This window comes from Pseudomonas sp. D1-1 (assembly GCF_051132225.1).
Classification (GTDB): Bacteria; Pseudomonadota; Gammaproteobacteria; order Pseudomonadales; family Pseudomonadaceae; genus Aquipseudomonas.
This window is the reverse complement of sequence record NZ_CP071676.1, coordinates 32,012-53,370: the sequence shown is the minus strand read 5'-3', so window position 1 is coordinate 53,370 and position 21,359 is coordinate 32,012. Positions and strand designations below refer to the sequence as shown.

The window sequence follows — 21,359 nt, the reverse complement described above, 5'->3', positions numbered from 1 at the left end:
CCACACTGAACCTTCGACAGACCCAGACCTCACGGCATACAGGGATCCCTGTGGGAGCGAGCCTGCTCGCGAAGAGGCCGGATCATTCAAAGTCTTCAGTCCCAATCCTAAGGTCCCTCCAACTCTGCAGCTTAGTGGTTAGACGGGAAGATCTGCCTGATGTACAGCAGAATCGCTAGCAGGTGAGGATTGGATATCACTTCCACCGATACTCCACCCCAACACTTCCAATGCATCACATCCGTCCTGTAACAACAGATGTGCGGCGTTGGCGAAATGCTCCAGGTCATAACCCTCGGCGTTTTTCATGCAGAGACAGGAAACACTGTTAAGTAAGTCGCGAGCGGCTTTGATGCGGTGCGCAGCGGTTTCCAGAAGATCGGAGGCCCCAGCTTCTGTGTCGATAAACAGTGTGGGGCCGCCGCTGGTATTGGCTTGAAGGGGGTGATACTTGGTCATCGGTTTGCTCTCTTGAGTCAAGAGCTACCACCGTTCGCGGCTAAACGAATATTGGTGGCAGCTGTACGCGGGTTAGCCGACCGGACAAGAGAACCCGGCACACCCGAAGATGTCCCCCGCACAGCCGCCATAAATGTAAAAACACGGGCAGCAAAAAGCGCCGCCATTGGGGGCGCTCGTGCACTCTTGTTCGACCGGCTAAGATCGATCACCGATTTTGTCGATGACGAGAGGACTATAGACGAGGTCCCAACGATACAACGCTGGATTTCTGTATCCCGGAACTATCCTACGCGAAACGCAGAATGGGTTTACAAAGCCAACTTTGGTCGGCCGCAAGCCTACCATCGCGTGCTCAATCTGTATCGAGCACTTGATCAATTGCGCTTTCAGGGAGCGCGTCTCTTCTCATCCCAAGGACATAAACAAGCCTTCCGAACACGACGATTTCCCGCGAGAAGCCGCCATTCCTCAGGGGCCGAAAGCACTGGGTGCGGCCCGATGAAAAACTTCCGATGTCGATCAAACAGAAAGGCCCATAAGCGCTGTAGGGCAAAGCTGCGAACCCTGAAATCCAACCGGACGACGCGCTGATCGCAGCACGAACAGCCTACAGATTCCATCCGCCAAATCCTGTCTTCGGCGAGAACATGGCTGGCATCGCCATCCGGGGGGAATTTCTAAAGTGCGACCTCATTCATGAGAGATCGCATTCGATGCCTACCAAACATCTATTCCTGCCCCAACATCTCGCACTGGCGATCGCCTTGGCACTGGGTTGTGTCGAGTCTTCGATAGCTCAGTCAGTTGCCGGGGAAACCCGCCCCTTGGAAACAACAACCGAGATGCAGGCTCGTCTCAAGGCGTTCATGGCACCAACAGCGGATACGAAACGCGACAACGTGACGACCGTTCGCGAAGACGCCTTATTGAAGGACGACAGCAACGATCTGGTGATGGTCAGCAAGCAAGGCAGACTCTTCGGGCTCACCGACGGCGGCGGCGGAGCCAACGTCTTGCAGCTGGATACCCAGGGAAGCGAATTAGGCGAGATACGCAATTTCCAGGATCTGTATTTGAAGCAAGGCGAGTGGTCGAACGGCGGTCGTATCGACGCAAACAGCCTGGTCGACTCGAAGGCCAAATTGCTGAACAGCGGCCACATCAACGGCGCGGTGCACGTTCTTGGCGAACTCACCAACCAAGGCACTGTCACCGGGCCTGTCTTCGTAGGAAAAAAGGCCCGCTTCAGCGGCAGCGGGACGGTCGATGCGCTGGACGTGGCGGGCACCCTGGAAGTCGGCCCCGCAATGGGCGCCCCTTCGGTGACCAATGATCTGAAGTTTTCCAAGAGCGCGACGCTGGTTTACGCAATCGACGCCGAGAAAGGCAGCAGCACAATCAAGGTTGGCGGCACCGCTACGTTGGGCAATGCGACTCTGAAAATCGCTTCCGTACCGGGAGAGTTTATCGACACAAACAGACGCATCGTGATCGAGGCGGAGAAGATTGAAGGGACATTCGGCAAGGTCGTCGATGAACTCGCCTTTTTGACGGCTACACCTGACTACACGCTGGAAAACCAGGTAGGGCTTACCTTCAAGCGCAACGGTGTCCCACTGGGAGAGGCAGCTTCCTCCGCCAACGCGCTCGAATTCGTGGACGCCATTCAACAGCAGCCGGTCAGCCCTGCGCAGCCCGAACCCGGCATCGCGGCACCGGTTGCGCACTCGCCTGCCGTCGAGCCGCAACCCAGTCATCCAACGTCAGAGCCCGCCGCACCACCCGCGGTTGTAAGCGCCGAGGCCAAGCCCGCAGCCAAGCCAGAACTGGTCAAACCTGCCCCCAAACCCAACACTGCCATCAACGCCCTGCTTGGCACCAACATGGCCACGGCCGCCGACGCCATCGACCAACTGAGCGGTCATGACACGGCAAACCTTGGCAACGCCACCCTTAGCAGCGTCGCGCCAGTCAGCAGCGGCATGCTCTGGGCCATGGGCCGGCGAAACCCGGCGAGTGGGCACGGCAACGGCCAGGTCTGGGTCCAGGCCATCGGCAACAGTGGCAGCCTCGCCAAGCAAGCGGGCGGCGTTGCCATGAAGCATTCGACACAAGGTTTGATGCTGGGAACCGACTGGGCTGTCAGCTCCGATTGGCGGCTGGGCCTTATCGGCAGCACAACCCGGACGCGGCTCGACGGCGGTCAGTTCGACGGAGCTCTCGACAGTTGGCTAGTGGGCGCGTATGCCTTGCGCCAGGACGGGCCGCTGGCGCTGCGCCTGGGCGTTGTCCATGGCAATCATGACGGCAGTACCAAGCGCCACGTTGCCTTCAATGGGTTCAGGGATCGTCTGAAAGGTCGCTACGATGCGACGACACAGCAGGTCTTCGGGCAACTTGGCTACCAGCTGGATATCGGTCGTTTCGAACTCGAGCCCTATGCCCAACTGGGTTACCAACGTTATCAACGTGACGCCTTCACGGAGAAAGGCGGCGATGCGGCATTGCAGTACAACGGCCAGGCCCAGGAACACTTCAGCAGCGACCTGGGCCTGCGCCTCGCCCGTCCCCTCCTGCTTGATCGCGGCATGCGCGTGACGCCGCGTCTGGACATCGGCTGGAAGCACTTGTATGGGGACGTCCAGGGTAGCTCCCATCAGCGCCTGGTCAGGGGAAGCAGCACTTATCACATCAAAGGTGGCGAACTGGACCGCGACAGCCTGCTTCTGCAGGCAGGGCTGGACCTGGCGATTTCGCCACGTCATACGCTGGGGTTGAGCTACAGCGGCGAAACAGGGCAGGACAACCGCAACGGTGCGCTGGCGGGACAGTGGCGGATGACGTTCTGACGGGCAAAAAAAGGGGAGCACCTGCTCCCCCGAGGTAAAACGTTGCATCGAGGCTGTTTGGATCAGCCTTCGATTTCGACCAGGATCTCGCCCGGATTGACCCGGTCGCCCTTGGCGACATGAATGGCCGTGACCTTGCCCGGGATGGCCGCCTGGACTTCGGTCTCCATTTTCATGGCTTCGGTAATCAACACGGCTTGGCCGGCTTTCACCACATCGCCCTCCTTGACCAGCACATCGACGATGTTGCCCGGCATGGTGGTGCTGACGTGGCCTGGCGCAGTGGCTTGCTTGCGCTTGCTGCTGCCGCCGCCGACAAATTCGTTGAGCGGTTCGAACACGACCTCTTCCGGCATGCCGTCGATGGACAGATAGAAATGACGCTTGCCCTCGGCCTTGACGCCCACGCCGGTAATGTCGACGCGGTAGGTTTCGCCGTGGACATCAATGACGAACTCGGTCGGCACACCCTCGCCGCCTGCAGAGCTCACACTGCCCGCTTCGGGGATAGGCAACAGCACTTCCGGGGTCAAGGTGCCGGCTTCGCGCTCCTCGAGAAACTTGCGACCGATGTCCGGGAACATCGCATAGGTCAGCACGTCTTCCTCGGATTTGGCCAAGGCGCCGATTTCGCCACGCAGCCGGGTCATCTCCGGCTTGAGCAGGTCGGCGGGACGGACGTCAATCACGTCTTCACTGCCGATGGCCTGGCGGCGCAGCTTCTCGTTCACCGCACCTGGCGCCTTGCCGTAGCCGCCCTGCAGATAGAGCTTCACCTCGTTGGTGATGGTCTTGTAGCGCTCACCGGCCAACACGTTGAAGAATGCCTGGGTGCCGACGATCTGCGAGGTCGGGGTTACCAGCGGCGGGAAGCCGAGGTCTTCGCGCACCCGCGGGATTTCCGCCAGTACTTCGTTCATGCGGTTCAGTGCGCCCTGCTCTTTCAACTGGTTGGCCAGGTTGGAAATCATTCCGCCTGGTACCTGGTTGACCTGGACGCGGGTATCCACCGCGGTGAATTCGCTTTCGAACTGGTGGTACTTCTTGCGCACGGCGTAGAAATACAGACCGATTTCCTGCAGCAGTTCCAGGTCCAGGCCGGTGTCGAACTCGCTGCCCTTGAGGGCGGCTACCATCGATTCGGTACCCGGATGGCTGGTACCCCAGGCGAAGCTGGAGATCGCCGTGTCGATATGGTCGGCGCCGTTCTCGACAGCCTTGAGCTGGCACATCGCGGCGAGGCCGGCGGTGTCATGGGAGTGGATGAATACCGGCAAGGATTGCTCGGCCTTCAGCGCCTTGACCAGTTCGCCAGTGGCATAAGGAGTCAGCAGGCCGGCCATGTCCTTGATCGCCACCGAGTCGCACCCCATGGCCTCCATCTGCTTGGCCTGCGCCACGAAGGCTTCGATGGTGTGCACTGGGCTGGTGGTGTAGGCGATAGTGCCTTGGGCATGCTTGCCGGCAGCCTTCACTGCTTCGATGGCGACGCGCAGGTTACGCACGTCGTTCATCGCATCGAAAATACGGAACACATCAATACCGTTGACCGCGGCCTTGGCGACAAACGCCTTGACCACATCATCGCTGTAATGGCGATAGCCGAGCAGGTTCTGGCCGCGCAGCAGCATCTGCAAGCGCGTGTTGGGCAGCGCTGCGCGCAGTTGGCGCAGACGCTCCCACGGATCTTCTTTCAGGAAGCGCACGCAGGCGTCGAAGGTGGCGCCGCCCCAGACTTCCAGCGACCAGTAGCCGACTTTGTCGAGCTTGTCGCAGATCGGCAGCATGTCTTCGGTACGCATGCGGGTGGCGAGCAGCGATTGGTGGGCGTCGCGCAGGATTGTGTCGGTAACGTGGATCTTCTTGGACATTGTCATGATTCCTTACAGGCCTGCGTGGGCGGCGATGGCGGCGGCGATGGCCAGGGCCAGCTCTTCGGGTTTGCGCTTGATCGAGTAATTGGTCAGTTCGGGATGGCTTTCAACAAAGCTGGTGTTGAACTGGCCGCTGCGGAATTCCGGATTGCGCAGGATCTCCTGGTAATACGCGGCGGTGGTCTTGACCCCCTGCAGGCGCATGTCATCCAGGGCTCGCAGGCCACGGTCCATCGCTTCTTCCCAGGTCAGCGCCCAGACCACCAGTTTCAGGCACATCGAATCGTAGAACGGCGGAATGGTGTAGCCGGTATAGATTGCTGTGTCGGTGCGCACCCCCGGGCCACCCGGTGCGTAATAGCGGGTGATCTTGCCGAAGCTGGGCAGGAAGTTGTTTTTCGGGTCTTCGGCGTTGATGCGGAACTGCAACGCAAAGCCCCGGTGCTGGATGTCTTCCTGCTTGACCGACAATGGCAGCCCGGAGGCGATGCGGATCTGCTCGCGAACGATGTCGATACCGGTGATTTCTTCGGTGATGGTGTGTTCCACCTGCACCCGGGTGTTCATCTCCATGAAGTACACCTCGCCCTCGGCGAGCAGGAACTCCACGGTGCCGGCATTTTCGTAGCCCACGGCCTTGGCGGCGCGCACTGAGAGGTCGCCGATGTAGGCGCGCTGTTCAGGCGTCAGTTGCGGACTCGGGGCGATTTCGATCAGCTTCTGGTTACGGCGCTGGATCGAGCAATCCCGTTCGAACAGATGCACCACGTTGCCGAAACTGTCACCGAGAATCTGCGCTTCAATGTGCTTGGGATTGACGATGCATTTTTCCAGGAACACTTCCGCCGAACCGAACGCCTTGGTGGCTTCGGAGATGACTCGCGGGAAGGCCTGCTCGAGCTCTTCGCGACTATTGCAGCGACGGATACCACGGCCACCACCGCCGGACGTGGCCTTGAGCATCACCGGGTAACCGATCCGATCACCTTCGGTCAGGGCCTCTTCGATACCCGCCACGTTGCCTTCGGTACCTGGAGTCACCGGCACGCCGGCCTTGATCATGCTGCGGCGCGCTTCGGTCTTGTCACCCATGCGGCGAATGACTTCCGCCGACGGGCCAATGAATTTGATCCCGCGCTCGGCGCAGATGTCCGCCAGTTCGGCGTTTTCCGAGAGGAAGCCGTAGCCGGGGTGCAACGCGTCGCAGCCGGTTTCCACCGCCAGGTTCACCAGTTTGCGCGGATTGAGGTAGCCGGCCAGCGGATCGGCGCCGATGCTGTGGGCCTCGTCCGCACGCTTGACATGCAAGGCATGGCGGTCGGCGTCGGAATAGACCGCGACCGAGCGAATGCCCATTTCGGCGCAGGCGCGCACGATTCGGACGGCAATCTCACCGCGGTTGGCGATCAGGATCTTTGTTATCAATTGGAGGTTCCCTTGAGCCGGTGATACCCACGGCCTGAGGTCCAGGCCGATGCGTGACCAGATGTAACAATTGGTCGCCGCTCCACACTAGTCCCGGTCGTTGATTAACAAAAATAAATATTTGTTGGGTCGTGCATAAGCAAAGACTTATAGTCGTCTTGCCCGCCCCCGCCCCGAGAGCTAGATTTATGCGTAAGTCATTGATGCGTATGACGTTGCGTCAGTTGCAGATTTTCAATGAGGTGTGCGACCTAAGGTCATACAGCCGCGCGGCTGATGAAATGTCTCTCACACAACCGGCCGTTAGCCTACAGATTCGATCCCTTGAAGAGCTGATTGGCCAGCCGCTGTTTGAGTACGTCGGAAAAAAACTCTACATGACCGAAGCGGCCGAAGCCCTGCAACGCGCCAGTCGGGATATCTTCGGGCGGCTGGAGAACCTCGACATGCAGCTTTCGGACATGCAGGGTTCGCTGCAGGGGCAATTGAAGCTGGCGGTAGAGTCCAGTGCCAAATATTTCGTCCCGCATCTGTTCGCCGCGTTCAAGCGCCAACATCCCGAGGTCAATCTGAACCTCACCGTGGTCAATCGCGGCCAGGTGATCCGGCGCCTCTCGGACAACCGTGACGATCTGGTGATCATGTCGATGGTGCCCCAGGACATGGGCCTGGAATTCCTGCCATTTCTCAACAACCCGATCGTTGCCGTGGCGCCACCCGACCATCCGCTTTGCCACATCGGCCCGCTGCGCCTGCAGGACCTGGAACCTTATACGCTGCTGTTGCGCGAGCCCGGTTCGGGCACGCGGCTGGCGTGCGAGGAGTATTTCAAGGAGAAGCGGGTGCATTTCACCCAGACGCTGGAAGTGGCGTCGGCGGAGGCCCAGCGCGAGTGCGTGGTGGCCGGGCTGGGCGTGGCACTGTTGACGCGCCACGCCGTAAGCCGCGAGCTAAGCTCCGGCGCACTCATCGAGTTGCCGGTTGAGGAGTTGCCGCTGTACCGCAGCTGGTGCCTGGTGCAGGCCAGGGCAAAGCGTCTGTCACCGGTGGCTCATGCCTTCCTGGCATTCGTGCGCGGCGAGCGCGCCCAGATTATCGGCCTGGTTGAGCGTTTCGACGGGAAGCCGCCGGCGCTGCCTGCCAGTAATTGAACTCTACGGCGTCAGGAAATTCGCTGATTTCTGCCAGAAGCTGCCGTTGCTCATAGCGATCTTCGATTGCACGGCGGAACGCCATGCGGCGTTGGTCTTCCTGTTGGCGACGGGTTTTGGCGGCGCTGCGGTCTTCGTAGGACTGGGTCATGTCGAGACTCCCAAGACGTATACGGGAGTTTCAAGATGACGGCGCGGGATGACGATTTGGCGGCGCGAGCGTTACAGAACGATGAATTCGCAGGGGCGCTCCCCTGCCACAGAAACCCCTCAACCCCAGGAACAGCCTTCAGTCATCCAGCGCCTTCACCGACTTGGGCGACAACCGCAAGCTGCGAAGGCTGCGCTTCACACTCTTGAGGTGATTGACCAGGCTCGGGCCGCGCGCCATGGCAACGCCCATGGCCAACACATCAATGACCACCAGATGCGCGATGCGCGAGGTCAATGGCGTGTAGATTTCCGTGTCTTCATGCACGTCGATCGCCAGATTCACCGTCGACAATTCAGCCAATGGCGTCTGGCTCGGGCACAAGGTGATCAGCGAGGCACCGCTTTCACGTACCAGGTTCGCAGTGATCAACAAGTCCTTGGAGCGACCCGACTGGGAAATACAGATCGCCACGTCGGTAGGCTTCAACGTCACCGCCGACATTGCCTGCATATGTGGATCGGAATAGGCCGCCGCCGTGAGCAACAGACGGAAGAACTTGTGCTGGGCATCGGCGGCGACCGCGCCAGAAGCACCAAAACCATAGAACTCGACACGTTGGGCCTGGGACATGGCCGTAACCGCTTTCTGCAACGCCACCGGATCGAGCTTCTCGCGAACTTCCATCAGGGTGTGCAGGGTCGTGTCGAAGATTTTCAAGCTGTAATCGGCGACCGAATCGTCTTCATGAATCGCGAATTGGCCAAAACTCGCACCCGCCGCCAAGCTCTGCGCCAATTTGAGTTTCAGGTCCTGGAAACCCGAACAACCAATCGCGCGGCAAAAACGCACGATGGTCGGCTCGCTGATGCCGACGCTATGGGCCAGATCGGCCATGGAACTGTGCATCACTGCCGCAGGATCAAGCAGTACATGATCGGCGACCTTCAGTTCCGACTTGCGTAGCAGATGGCGCGACTGGGCGATGTGTTGCAACAGGTTCAAAGGACTGGACTCTTGTTATGGGGCGGGTGCCGGGATGTAGCAAGCTTGTAGTTATACTACAGGAATCGGCTTTCTGCCCGCCCAATACGTAACTGAGTTGGCCTTGTTCCCCCTTGTTTTGGCGGGGGACGCTTCGTGTAGCCGTTACGAAGGCTAGCCATCGCAGGACCTCGGGCCCTTTGCTACAAAGCAGGCTTATTCTGCTCGAGCATCAGACGGGCCAGGCCTTCGGCTCCCACCGGTCGGCTGATGAGATAGCCTTGAACCTCGTCGCATTGCTCGTTTTTCAGGAAATCCAGCTGCTCCTGCCGCTCGACACCTTCGGCCACTACCTTGAGCGACAGCCCATGAGCCATGGCGATGATTGCCCGGGTAATGGCTGCGTCCTCCCCGCCCTCCGCCAGGCCACGAACAAATGCCTGGTCGATCTTCACGTAATCCACCGGAATACGCTTGAGATAGCTCAGCGAAGAATAGCCGGTGCCAAAGTCATCGATCGCCAGCTTGACCCCAAGATCACGCAGCTGCTGGAACGTAGCGATGATGTGTTCGACGCTGTCGAGCAACTGGCTCTCGGTCAGCTCCAGCTCCAGGTATTGCGGGGCCAGGCCGGTCTCCTCCAACACTTGGCGTACAAGACTGACCAGTTTGCCCTGGCGCAACTGATGCACCGAGAGATTGACTGACACCCTGATAGGCGCAAGCCCCTGGCGCTGCCATTCGCACGCCTGCCAGCAGGCCTGGCGGAGCACGAATTCGCCAATGGGTCCGATCAGCCCGGTCTCCTCGGCCAAGCCGATGAAGTCAGCGGGTGGAATCTGGCCCATGGTCGGATGGTCCCAGCGCACCAGCGCCTCGGCTGCGTTCAGGCGGCCGGTCGCCAGGCACAGTTTGGGCTGGTAGAAAACGCTCAGTTGCTGTTCCTCAAGCGCCTTGCGCAATTGGTTCTCCAATTGCAGACGTTCCAGCGTGCTGGCCTGAAGGCTGTCGGTATAAAACTGGAAGCTATTGCCGCCCAGGTGCTTGGCGTGTTGCATCGCCATGTTCGCCTGGCTGACCAACGTGGAGATTTCCCGAGCGTTGTCGGGCAACAGGCTGATGCCGATCGAAGCGCTGACCACCAGCTCATGTCCCTCGATCGTCAGCGGCAGCCGCAGCTTGGCTGATAGCCGGGTCGCTACCCTCGCCAGGCTGGAAAGGTTGCCATAGGCGTCGAACAACACGGCGAACTCATCTCCGGACAGCCTGGCAATGGTGTCGGCTTCCGGCAACGCATTGATCAGGCGGCGAGCCATTTTCTGCAGCAACTGATCGGCGATGTCGTGGCCGAGGCTGTCGTTGAGCAACTTGAAGCGATCGAGGTTGATGTGCAGCAGTGCCAGGCTGCGGTGCCCGCCCTGGCGAACCCGTTGATGGGCCTCGTGCAGGCGCTCGCGGAACAGCGAACGGTTGGCCAATCCGGTCAGTTCGTCGTAATGAGTGAGGTAGCGCATCCGCTCCTCGGATTCGCGGCGGGCCGAGAGATCGGCGAAGAAGCCCACTACATGGCTGACTTTCCCTCGCAGATCACGCACCACATTCAACTGCAACCACTGCGGGTAGAGTTCACCGTTGGCCCGCGCTTCCACCAGCTCGCCTTGCCAGGTGCCATGCTGCTTGAGGGCTTGGCGAATGATCGGATAGTGCCGGCGTGCATCGCGACTGCAGGGCAGGTCGACCACGCTGCGCCCCAGCATGTCGGCGATATCGAAGCCGGTAACCCGCGCGAACGCCTGGTTGGCGGCCAGCAACGCGTAGTTGGGGTCGAAAATCACAATGCCTTCGCTGGCCGCTTCAAAGACCGTGGCCGCCAGTTGTCGCTGTTGTTCAAGCTCTTTGCTGGCACTGATGTCTCGCCGGGTGCCGACCATGCGCAACACCCGACCCGTGGCGCTGCGTTCCACTGCCCGGCCACGGTCTTCGATCCAGACCCAATGGCCATCGCCATGACGGACGCGGTATTCGATCTGGTAATCCTCGCTGCGGCCTTTCAGGTGCTCGACCAAGGCACGCTTCAGCGCGGGTAAATCCTGCGGATGCAGGCGCGGGGTGAGATGACTGAGCATGGCCGTTATGTACTCGGGTTCCAGGCCAAACAGCTCCTTGAGTTGGGTGTGATGGACTTCATCAGTCTGCAGGTTCCAGTCCCACAACCCCAGCTCACTGGCCTTGAGCGCCAGTGCCAGGCGTGCTTCGCTTTTACTCAGCGCCTGGCTGGCCGCCTCCAGTTCAAGGCTGCGCTGTGCGACCCGCGCCTCCAGGCCAACCTGCGCCGTACGCAGCTGGGCTTCTGCAGAACGGCGTTGTTCGACCTCCCGGGCCAATGCCTCGTTAAGCTGGGCGCCGCGGGCTTGTGCTTGCTGCAGGTGCTCGATCAGTGCCTGGTTCTGGAACCGGCGCAGCATGCCGTTCTGTATCAGCCGATTGACCTGCCAGGCCACCACACTCAGCGAAACCAGCACCACCAGCCCAAGCCAGCCCCAGCCACGCTGCTGCTCGTCGCCGCCCCAGAAAAGATAACCGATGGCCGGCAACAGGCAGGGCAAAGTAAAGGACAGGAACGCCGCAAGGCTCACGGCATAGGCGACACTCGCCGACAGCGTGGCCGCGCCGATCAGGCCGAATACCCAGGCCTGTTGCTGGAAGCTGTCCGCCGGGACCAGGGCGATACCGGCACCGGCCAACGTCAAGCCGGTCATGGCCGAGCCCAGCAGGAACATGCGCAACCAGATCGGGTGGGCCTGGCGGCTTGGTATCGCCGAATCGAACGCAGCCACCTGAATCACCCGCAACGCCACCAGCGACAGCAACCAGACCAACCAGACGCTGACCAGGAAGTAGCGCGACGGCGTCCATAAGAGCGCCGCGCACACCAGCCCGTTGAGCAGCATGAACAGCGTGGGCAGCAGCGAACCCTGATATAACAGCCTGGTGCGTTCGACGGCCATTTCCGTGGCGTACTGCTTGCAGATGAGGCGCGGCTCCACGCAGGGCCCCGCCAGATCGGAACTGGAGGTCATAGGCGATGTTCTTGTTCTTATTCAGGGGCGCGTGCTGCACCCGAAACGAGCACCGAGCATACACAAGCCAAAGGCCATCCCACACTGCTCCTGCTCATAAAAACAGCGAAAAAGTCGCGATTCCATTGGGTAATAACCTTGGAAAGCGAGCCCCGCCCATGCTTGTAGCCGCTGACCAACCGGTCATCACCCAGGAGGCTTTTTATCGGCTGATGCAAAGCTCGGTTTGCCCGGGGTGACGCCGCACCCTAGAATGCCTCGATGCGCGATGATCTCTCCCTTCTGCTGAATTCCCTGAACGACGCCCAACGCCAGGCAGTTGCTGCCTCCGTCGGTCGTCAATTGGTCCTGGCCGGTGCCGGCTCCGGCAAGACCCGAGTGCTGGTGCACCGTATCGCCTGGTTGATCCAGGTCGAGAACGCCTCGCCCCATTCGATCCTGTCGGTGACCTTCACCAACAAGGCCGCTGCCGAGATGCGCCATCGCATCGAGCAGTTGATGGGCCTCAACCCGGCCGGCATGTGGGTCGGCACGTTCCACGGCCTGGCGCACCGCCTGTTGCGGGCCCATTGGCAGGAGGCCGGCCTGAGCCAGACCTTCCAGATCCTCGACAGCGATGACCAGCAGCGCCTGGTCAAGCGGGTCATCCGTGAACTGGGCCTGGACGAACAGCGCTGGCCCGCCCGTCAGGCCCAATGGTTCATCAACGGCCAGAAAGACGAAGGCTTGCGCCCGCAGCACATCCAGGCCAGTGGCGACCTGTTCCTGGCGACCATGCGCAGCATCTACGAAGCCTATGAAGCGGCATGCCAACGCGCCGGAGTCATCGACTTTTCCGAGCTGCTGCTGCGAGCCCTGGACCTGTGGCGCGACCACCCGGGCCTGCTGGCGCATTATCAGAAACGCTTCCGGCATGTGCTGGTGGACGAATTCCAGGACACCAACGCTGTTCAGTACGCCTGGTTGCGCCTGCTGGCCAAGGGTGGCGACAGCCTGATGGTGGTAGGTGACGACGACCAGTCGATCTACGGCTGGCGCGGCGCCAAGATCGAAAACATTCATCAGTACTCGGCGGATTTCCCCGACGCTGAGGTCATCCGCCTGGAGCAGAACTACCGCTCCACCGCCGGTATCCTCAAGGCCGCCAACGCGTTGATCGCCAACAATACCGGGCGCCTGGGCAAGGAATTGTGGACCGACGGCGGCGAAGGCGAGGCGATCAATCTGTACGCCGCTTTCAATGAACACGATGAGGCCCGCTATGTAGTGGAGACCATCGAGAGCGCGTTGAAAACCGGCCTGGCTCGCAGCGATATCGCCATTCTCTATCGCTCCAACGCGCAATCGCGGGTGTTGGAAGAAGCGCTGCTGCGCGAACGGATCCCTTACCGAATCTATGGCGGCCAACGCTTCTTCGAGCGCGCGGAAATCAAGAACGCCATGGCCTACCTTCGCCTGATCGAAGGACGCGGCAACGACGCGGCCCTGGAGCGGGTGATCAACGTGCCGACCCGAGGCATCGGCGAGAAAACCGTCGAGGCGATTCGCGACCATGCGCGCCATAGCCACGTGTCAATGTGGGAAGCCATGCGCCAGCTGGTCGACAACAAAGGCGTTACCGGGCGCGCCGCCGGTGCGCTGAAAGCGTTCATCGACCTCATCGAAGACCTCGCCGCCAAATGCGCCGAGATGCCGCTGCACCTGATGACCCAGACCGTCATCGAGCAGTCCGGCCTGATCGCCTACCACGAGGCGGAAAAAGGCGAGAAAGGCCAGGCGCGAGTAGAAAACCTCGAGGAACTGGTCAGCGCCGCGCGCAACTTCGAAAACACCGAAGAAGACCAAGACCTGTCCCCGTTGTCGGCTTTCCTCGGTCATGCCTCCCTGGAAGCCGGCGATACCCAGGCCGACGAGCATGAAGACAGCATTCAACTGATGACGCTGCACAGCGCCAAGGGTCTGGAGTTTCCGTATGTGTTTCTGGTGGGTATGGAGGAAGGCCTGTTCCCCCACAAGATGAGCCTGGAGGAGCCGGGACGCCTCGAAGAGGAACGTCGCCTGGCCTACGTCGGCATCACCCGCGCGATGCAGAACCTGGTGCTGACCTACGCTGAAACCCGTCGCCTGTATGGCAGCGAGACCTACAACAAAGTGTCACGCTTCGTACGCGAAGTGCCGAAAGGTCTTATCCAGGAAGTACGCCTGTCCAACAGCGTCAGCCGACCGTTTGGCGGCAACCAGCAAGGCACCAGCAGCCTGTTTGGCGGTAGCGACATTCCAGAAACCGGCTTCAGCCTCGGCCAGGCTGTGCGGCATTCGGTGTTTGGCGACGGCGTGATCCTCAATTTCGAAGGCGCCGGTGCCCAGGCCCGGGTCCAGGTCAACTTCAGCGAAGGCAGCAAATGGCTGATGCTGGGGTATGCGAAGCTGGAAGCGATCTAAAGATTTGCATAGAAACCTGTGGGAGCGAGCTTGCTCGCGATGGCAATCGATCAGTCACTATTGATGCTGACTGACAAACCGCTATCGCGAGCAAGCTCGCTCCCACATTTATTTTGGTAACCCCAAACATTTCCGATAGAACTTGTCCCCCTTTCCTACAGCCCAAAGCGAACAGGCCTTCTTGCGCATCTGAAACTGAACCTCAGCTGTCACGCAAAAGCCCGAAACACTCTGCCGCTAGCCAGCAACAGTTCACCTGTGCAACATGGCGCGCGTGCTATCCACAAATGGGAATGCCTTAATATGAAACGTTTTCTTAGCATCGCCATGGCGTTGTGCATCGGCCTGACGATGGCCATCGACGCCAATGCCGCCAAGCGTTTTGGCGGTGGTAAAAGTTCGGGCGCCGCCCCGACTCACCAGACCAGCCAGATGGCGCCGTCCTCTGCCGCCGGTTCAACCGCTGCCACCGCAGGCGCTGCCGGTGCGGCTGGCGCTGCCACCAAGGCCAGCGGTGCTTCGCGCTGGCTCGGCCCACTGGCCGGCATCGCCGCCGGTGGCCTGCTCGCCTCCATGTTCATGGGCGACGGCTTCCAGGGCATGCAGATCTTCGACATCCTGATCATGGCGGTCATCGCCTTCCTGGTCTTCCGCTTCATTGCCGCCCGTCGTCGCAAGCAGCAGGAGCAACTCGCTCCGGCCGGTCACGCGCCAATGCAACGTGAAGTGTTCAACCAACAGCCTGCCAGCGGCTCGATCTTCGGTGGCTCAGCCGCTCCAGTGGCCGCCCGCCCGGTGATCAACGCACCCGCCTGGTTCAACGAACAGCGCTTCATCGAAGCCGCTCGCAGCCACTTCATGTCCTTGCAGCAGCATTGGGACTCGAACGAAATGGACAAGATCGCCGAGTTCGTAACCCCGCAACTGCTGGAGTTCCTCAAGCGTGAACGTGCCGAACTGGGCGACGGCTACCAGTCCACCTACATCGACAACCTGCAGGTGCAGCTGGACGGCGTCGACGATCGGGCAGACAAGACCATCGCCACCCTGACCTTTGTCGGCGTGTCGAAGGACTCTCGCTTCGACCAGGGCGAAGCGTTCAGCGAAAGCTGGAACATGGAACGTGCCCAAGGCGAGAACCAGCCTTGGCTGGTTGCAGGTATCCGCCAGAACGGTTGAACCTTTGCGCGTTTCGCATGTTGAAATAAAAACCCCGGCCTTGGCCGGGGTTTTCTATTTCACGGTTGCATCTATAGCGAGCTACTGTATAAACCGCCCCATATGAAACCGCGCCATTGAGAAAGAGGATCCCCGGACGTGGAAGAAATCATCGAACAACTGCGTGAAGCCAACGAACCTGTACCGGTTCCACTGGAGTTGCCTGACGAAGACTTGCTGGTAGAGATCGAGGAGCAACTGTTCATCGATATCCCGTTCGTCTTCAGGGAGTTTTTGCTGACTGTCAGCGACGTAGTCTATGGCAGCCTGGAGCCGGTGACCGTTACCGATCCGCAATCCCATACCTACTTGCCCGACGTGGCAGCCAATGCCTGGGATGCGGGTGTCGATCGCAGCCTGATCCCGATCTGCCAGGACGGCGACGATTATTATTGCGTCGAAGAAGACGGCACGGTGGTGCTGTGGCAGGCCGAGGAAGAGCTGATTGCCGAGGAAACCTGGGAATCGGTCTGGCACTGGGCACGGGATGTCTGGCTGGAAAGCTGACGCGCCCATGCCTGGCGCCGGTCAATGCCCGGACGACTCCTTGTGATTGTCCAGCGTATCGAGCAAGGCCACCTGCATCCGCGTATGCAGGCGGACGAACCAGCGCCAGAGCAGCGCCGCCACCGCAGTCGCCACCACGGCAATCAATACCAGCAACTTGTTGGTCGGCAGGATACTGGCCGACAAGGCTGCCAGCAGCAGGAAAATCACCAGCAGCGACAGGATCGGGATCACTTCGGCGATGACCCGACGCACGCGCTGCGTGTGGCGGCCAGCCATCTCCGGCGTGACACCCAACTCCGCCAGCAGCATCGAAAGCGCCTTGAGCTTGCGGTACGCAGCGATCAGGAACGGTAGCGACAACAGCAGCGCCCCACCCCAGATCAATGCTTTTTGCCAGCTCGGATCGCTGATCCAGGCTTGCAGGTAAACCGACATCCGCTCGGCGAAATAGCCGCCCGAAACAAAAATCGCGATGACCAATGCCAGGTTGATGCCGACCTGCAGCAGGATTCGCCTGATCATGGCGGCCACCAGGGCGCTCTCGCCCTGTGGCTGAATACTGCGCAACCATTCGCCATACATGCCCAGCACGCGCGTCAGCCGTTGCGGCATTGCCGAAGCCAGCCTGACTGACAGCGGATCCGCGGCCCGGATCAAGTAAGGCGTCAGCAGCGTGGTCAGTACCGACACAGCCACCGCCACCGGATAAAGAAAATCGCTGGTAACCTGCAAGGTCATGCCCAGCGAAGCGATGATGAACGAAAATTCGCCGATCTGTGAAAGTCCCATCCCGACTCGCAGGGAGGTGCGTCCGTCATTGCCAGCGATAAAGGCGCCAAGACCACAAGAGAGCATCTTGCCCAGCACGACTGCGCAGGTGATCACGGCAATCGGCCAGGCGTATTGAAGCAAGATCGCCGGATCGAGCATGAGCCCGATCGCCACGAAAAATATCGCGCTGAACAAGTCGCGCACCGGCTCTACCAAACGTTCGATTTTCAGCAACTGCCGGGACTCGGCCATGATCGCACCGATCAGGAATGCCCCCAGCACCATGCTGTATTCAAGCTTCACTACCAGCAGGCAGAAGCCGAAGCAAAGTCCCAACACCGTGATCAGCAGCATCTCGTTACTGTCGAATTTCGCTACGTACGCCAGCAATCTGGGCACCAGCAGGATACCGATGACCAACGCCACGATCATGAACAACGATAACTTGCCGACCGTGGAGAACACCTCGCCGGAACTCACCGTGCCGCTGACGGCGATGCTCGAGAGCAAGGCGATGATGCCGATGCCGAGGATATCTTCGACGATGAGTACCCCAAAAATCAGCTGCGCAAAGCGCTCGTTTTTCATTTTCAGGTCATTGAGCGCCTTGACGATGATCGTGGTCGAGGAGATGGCCAGGATCGCGCCGAGAAACAGCGAGTCCATGGTATTCCAGTCGAACCAGCGGCCGATTTCATAGCCGATCCAGATCATCAGGACAATTTCGAGGAATGCTGCGATGAACGCCGTGGCGCCAACCTTGAACAGTTTGCGCAGGCTGAATTCCAGCCCAAGGCAGAACATGAGGAAGATCACCCCGAGCTCGGCCAGGGTCTTGATGGTTTCTTCGTCGTGGATGAAACCGAACGGTGGCGTATGCGGGCCAATGATGAAGCCGGCGACGATATAGCCCAGCACTACCGGCTGCTTGAAACGATGAAAGAGTACCGTTACCAGCCCCGCCACCAGCATGATGATCGCCAGGTCCTGAATGAAGCTGATGGCATGCATAGTGAGGGCTCCTTGTGTGAATTACCTCGACGCGGAGTCGGGCGGTTCCGGTCCTTTTGTAGGAAATGCCTAAGTTGACGGGCTTTTGCAGGTTAACACCGCGACTTCCTGCAAAAAGACAGTGCAATATATGGAAACAGATCCACCCAAGCGTGACGGCAAGCAACGGCGCAGCGTCCCGATATGGGTGGCTGGAAAACGAGTGGCCACAACCCAACGCCCGCAGAGGCGCCTCCCCGAAATTGCTGCCTTGAACCGTGAGAACGTTATGGAACCCGGAAACGCCCAGCTGTCGATGACGGTGTTGATGACCCCCGATATGGCCAACTTCTCTGGCAATGTCCATGGCGGCACCTTGCTCAAATACCTCGATGAAGTTGCCTATGCCTGCGCCAGCCGTTACGCCGGGCGCTACGTGGTGACGCTTTCGGTCGACCAGGTCATCTTTCGTGAGCCGATCCACGTCGGCGAGCTGGTGACGTTCCTGGCGTCGGTGAACTACACCGGCAACACGTCGATGGAAGTTGGCATCAAGGTCGTGACCGAGAACATTCGTGAACGCTCGGTGCGCCATACCAACAGCTGCTTTTTCACCATGGTGGCCGTGGATGACCAACGCAAACCTGCGCCCGTCCCGCCATTGCACCCGCAGAACAGTGAGGAGAAGCGCCGCTACGAACAAGCCCAGCAGCGTCGGCAGATCCGCCAGGAGCTGGAACGGCGCTATCAGGAAATCAAGGCGGACGGGCCGTAAAGGCCACCGAAAACCAACTGTGGGAGCGAGCCTGCTCGCGATAGCATCAGCCCAGGCAACCGAAATCCCGTGGCGAGGGAGCTTGCTCCCGCTGGCCTGCGTAGCAGGCCCTGGCATTCCTGCAGGCAGACCGCATCAGCCGGTTTCGCGACTGCTGCGCCCGAGACGTCGGACCGGCCGAGCGGGAGCAAGCTCCCTCGCCACAGGGGCACCAGACATCAGTCTGGCTCGCTCCCGACAGTTTGCGTGCGTCAAAGGCTGATCGGCGTGGCCTCGAAGCGCACGCGCGGGTGGGCGATACGATCCTGGGCACGGATCAGTTGCAGCTCGTAGCTGGCACACGCCTGGGTTTCCAGCAGCACTTCGTGTACCGCCGAAGCGGTGAATTCGAATGCTGCCACCAGGCTGTCGCCCAACAGTATCCGCGCCAGGAACATCCCCGAGGTCAGGTCACCTACCCCTACCGGCTGACGGGGAAACGCCAGCAATGGACGACGCAAGTGCCAGCCCCCGTCAGCCGTGACCAGCAACATCTCGAAGCTGTCGTCGGGCTTGCCGGGGTAAGCCAGGTGTTTGACCAGCACCACCTTCGGTCCACGAGCCAACAGCCCACGTGCCATGGCCAGGCAATCGAACAATGATTGCGCCTTGCGCCCGGCAAAACTGTCCAGTTCCAACTGGTTCGGACACATGATGTCCGCTACGGCAGCGGCCTCTTCCAGCAGAAACTCGCTCACCTCGGGCGCCACGATGCAGCCCTTCTCCGGATGCCCCATGACCGGGTCACACAGATACAGCGCCTTGGGGTTGCAAGCCTTGATCCGCGCCACGCCCGCCAGGATCGCCTGCCCCTGGGCCGCGCTGCCCAGATAACCGGACAGCACCGCGTCGCAATTGCCCAGCTCGCCAATGGCCGCGATCCCCTCAACGAGAAGTGGAATCTGAGCAGGCGCCAACACTTCTCCGGCCCACTGCCCGTATTGGGTGTGATTGGAAAACTGCACGGTATTGAGCGGCCATACGTTGACGCCGACCCGCTGCATTGGAAACACGGCAGCACTGTTGCCGGCGTGACCAAATATCACATGGGACTGGATGGCAAGCAGATGAGGCGTACGTTTCATGCAGGAAGCTTCCGTAAAACGAATGAAATTCAAGCGGCGCAGTATGCGACTAAACGCAGCCTGTACGACAGACCGGCGACGCAGTTAAGCTGACGGCAACTTGTTGGAGCACTTCGTTCATGCTGACCCTTGGAAACATTTTCGTGCTGATGCTGCTGGCTACCGGTGGCGCCTGGCTGTGGCACAACCACGGCTTGCGCGAACGGGCTCTGGCGAGGGTCATACAACACTGCGCCAATCTCAAGATCGAGCTGCTGGATGGCAACGTGGCGCTGCGCAAGATCGGGTTTGTGAAAGACGGCAGCGGGCGACGGCGCCTGGCACGTGTCTATAACTTCGAATTCACAGTGACGGGCGAGACGCGTCATACCGGCACCATCACTCAATTCGGCGCCCACAGTGCAAACATCGAACTGGCACCCTATCCGATGCCGTTCGAAGAAACCGCGCAGGCGCCCATCGAACCGGTCCAGACCCGGCCCCGGGCCGAGGTTATCGAGCTGAGCCAGTGGCGTCAGGAACATAATAAATGGAAGCCCTGAAACGAGGCTGACTTAAGGGTGGCGGCAGCTCGCCAGGCCCGCTTGAAGGATTCCCACGTCTTGGGGTTCGGCGAAGATCAGTTCGATTCGCGAATCCTGTCGCCATTCGCTCGCTTGCCACTCCAGCGGCCCTGCGTCCAACGCATTGGCGGAAACCCAACCGCCCTCGCTGTGGATAACCATCTTCGCGCGTTTCCAGTCTTTGCCGTGCAGCCATCGAGACAGCTGCCCGACGTCGAATCGTTGGTCCGGATGCCAGCGCCAACCGATGCTCCAGCTTTCGCCCTGCTGCTGATGCAGACAGATCGGCAACGTCGGGTCACTCCAGATGGCCGGTATCTGCCCCAGGCTCTTGGGCACATTCAAGTTATCCACAGCCAAGTTATCCGCAGCTCCGTCGCCGCGATTCGCCAGGCCGGGCAGCCGATCAATCGGCAACGCAGCCTGATGGGTCCAATACAGCGCAATCTCGGGCAATTGGGAAGTAATGCCCACGCGATCGGCGTCGTTAAGGTCTTCGGACTTGTTCAGCACCAGCAAGCCGGCGTCAGCCAGGACCTGTCGTTGCGCATCGGGCAACGGCTTGCCGTTCGCCATTGCCTGGGCATCCAGGACCAACACACAAGGCTGGATCGCCAGCACGCCAAGCCAGGGCGCTTCGTTCAGCTGTCGCAAGAGCTGCGCCGGATGACCCAGCCCGGAGGGTTCGATGAACAGACGGTGCGGCCGCGCCTTGCGCAATAAACGGCCAAGGCCGATCTGAAACGGCGCTCCATTGACGCAACACAAACAGCCCCCGGCCACTTCGCCCAATGCGATACCATCGGCGGCCTGGGTCAGCAGCGCGGCATCCAGGCCGATCTGGCCGAACTCGTTGATTAGCACGGCCCACCGCTCATCAGCCGGACGCTGAGCCAGCAATTGCCTGATCAGGCTGGTCTTGCCTGCTCCCAAAGGGCCGGCAATCACATGGGTGGGTATGTTCTGCAACATGATCGATAGCTTTCGACG

Annotated in this window: 16 protein-coding genes; 7 read left to right on the top strand and 9 right to left on the bottom strand. The window is 60.3% G+C overall.

Features of this window, described 5'->3' with window-relative positions; all coding sequences use genetic code 11:
• Positions 1–138 precede the first annotated feature (138 nt).
• Positions 139–459 carry a hypothetical protein gene (locus J3P86_RS00225; protein WP_434699197.1) on the bottom strand — a complete coding sequence of 107 codons (321 nt, stop codon included), beginning with the start codon at positions 457–459 and terminating at the stop codon, positions 139–141.
• 650 nt (positions 460–1,109) lie between these two features.
• Between J3P86_RS00225 and J3P86_RS00220 the strand changes: the two genes are divergently transcribed.
• Positions 1,110–3,311 (top strand): autotransporter domain-containing protein, encoded by a 2,202-nt coding sequence (locus tag J3P86_RS00220; RefSeq protein ID WP_434699196.1) that lies wholly within the window; start codon positions 1,110–1,112, stop codon positions 3,309–3,311.
• A gap of 62 nt (positions 3,312–3,373) precedes the next feature.
• Here J3P86_RS00220 and oadA read toward each other — a convergent pair whose 3' ends face one another.
• Together oadA and J3P86_RS00210 are read right to left on the bottom strand one after the other, a co-directional pair.
• The gene (gene oadA / locus J3P86_RS00215) at positions 3,374–5,182 is read right to left on the bottom strand and encodes a sodium-extruding oxaloacetate decarboxylase subunit alpha (RefSeq protein ID WP_434570619.1); all 1,809 of its coding nucleotides are present in this window, start codon (positions 5,180–5,182) and stop codon (positions 3,374–3,376) included.
• Positions 5,183–5,194: 12 nt separating this feature from the next.
• Complete coding sequence (locus J3P86_RS00210; protein WP_003187105.1) at positions 5,195–6,610, bottom strand: acetyl-CoA carboxylase biotin carboxylase subunit; 1,416 nt, start codon at positions 6,608–6,610, stop codon at positions 5,195–5,197.
• Between the two features lie 188 nt (positions 6,611–6,798).
• Here J3P86_RS00210 and J3P86_RS00205 point away from each other — a divergent pair, with 188 nt between their 5' ends.
• On the top strand, positions 6,799–7,761 hold the full coding sequence (locus tag J3P86_RS00205) for a LysR family transcriptional regulator (RefSeq protein WP_336072855.1): 963 nt from the start codon (positions 6,799–6,801) through the stop codon (positions 7,759–7,761).
• On the opposite strand, the gene J3P86_RS00200 is transcribed toward J3P86_RS00205, so the two are convergent.
• The 3 genes from J3P86_RS00200 to J3P86_RS00190 form a co-directional block, all read right to left on the bottom strand.
• The gene (locus tag J3P86_RS00200; protein ID WP_305497700.1) at positions 7,703–7,912 is read right to left on the bottom strand and encodes a PA3496 family putative envelope integrity protein; all 210 of its coding nucleotides are present in this window, start codon (positions 7,910–7,912) and stop codon (positions 7,703–7,705) included. The two genes, J3P86_RS00205 and J3P86_RS00200, sit on opposite strands and share 59 nt — an antisense overlap.
• 138 nt (positions 7,913–8,050) lie before the next feature.
• Positions 8,051–8,917 (bottom strand): transcriptional regulator HexR, encoded by an 867-nt coding sequence (hexR, locus tag J3P86_RS00195; protein WP_003187110.1) that lies wholly within the window; start codon positions 8,915–8,917, stop codon positions 8,051–8,053.
• Between the two features lie 182 nt (positions 8,918–9,099).
• Entirely contained in the window at positions 9,100–11,976 is a 2,877-nt protein-coding gene (locus J3P86_RS00190; RefSeq protein ID WP_434626816.1) for an EAL domain-containing protein, read from the bottom strand.
• 261 nt (positions 11,977–12,237) lie between these two features.
• On the opposite strand from J3P86_RS00190, the gene uvrD reads away from it, so the two are divergent.
• The 3 genes from uvrD to J3P86_RS00175 all read left to right on the top strand — a co-directional run bounded on the left by uvrD (position 12,238) and on the right by J3P86_RS00175 (position 16,143).
• Positions 12,238–14,418, top strand: a complete 2,181-nt coding sequence (gene uvrD / locus J3P86_RS00185) for a DNA helicase II (RefSeq protein WP_434654433.1) — start codon at positions 12,238–12,240, stop codon at positions 14,416–14,418.
• Positions 14,419–14,721: 303 nt separating this feature from the next.
• Entirely contained in the window at positions 14,722–15,597 is an 876-nt protein-coding gene (locus J3P86_RS00180; RefSeq protein WP_434570624.1) for a Tim44 domain-containing protein, read from the top strand.
• A 138-nt stretch (positions 15,598–15,735) separates the two neighbouring features.
• Entirely contained in the window at positions 15,736–16,143 is a 408-nt protein-coding gene (locus tag J3P86_RS00175; protein WP_003187120.1) for an SMI1/KNR4 family protein, read from the top strand.
• 21 nt (positions 16,144–16,164) lie between these two features.
• On the opposite strand, the gene J3P86_RS00170 is transcribed toward J3P86_RS00175, so the two are convergent.
• Positions 16,165–17,928 (bottom strand): cation:proton antiporter, encoded by a 1,764-nt coding sequence (locus J3P86_RS00170; RefSeq protein WP_434699195.1) that lies wholly within the window; start codon positions 17,926–17,928, stop codon positions 16,165–16,167.
• Positions 17,929–18,196: 268 nt separating this feature from the next.
• Between J3P86_RS00170 and J3P86_RS00165 the strand changes: the two genes are divergently transcribed.
• The gene (locus J3P86_RS00165; protein WP_305497705.1) at positions 18,197–18,682 is read left to right on the top strand and encodes an acyl-CoA thioesterase; all 486 of its coding nucleotides are present in this window, start codon (positions 18,197–18,199) and stop codon (positions 18,680–18,682) included.
• Between the two features lie 251 nt (positions 18,683–18,933).
• Here J3P86_RS00165 and pdxY read toward each other — a convergent pair whose 3' ends face one another.
• Positions 18,934–19,806 carry a pyridoxal kinase PdxY gene (gene pdxY, locus J3P86_RS00160; RefSeq protein ID WP_434699194.1) on the bottom strand — a complete coding sequence of 291 codons (873 nt, stop codon included), beginning with the start codon at positions 19,804–19,806 and terminating at the stop codon, positions 18,934–18,936.
• 119 nt (positions 19,807–19,925) lie between these two features.
• On the opposite strand from pdxY, the gene J3P86_RS00155 reads away from it, so the two are divergent.
• Positions 19,926–20,348, top strand: coding sequence for a DUF3301 domain-containing protein (locus tag J3P86_RS00155; RefSeq protein WP_434699193.1), 423 nt, complete (start codon positions 19,926–19,928; stop codon positions 20,346–20,348).
• A 12-nt stretch (positions 20,349–20,360) separates the two neighbouring features.
• Here the strand turns inward: J3P86_RS00155 and J3P86_RS00150 are convergent, their stop codons facing one another.
• Complete coding sequence (locus tag J3P86_RS00150) at positions 20,361–21,341, bottom strand: CobW family GTP-binding protein (RefSeq protein WP_434699192.1); 981 nt, start codon at positions 21,339–21,341, stop codon at positions 20,361–20,363.
• Positions 21,342–21,359: the final 18 nt, after the last annotated feature.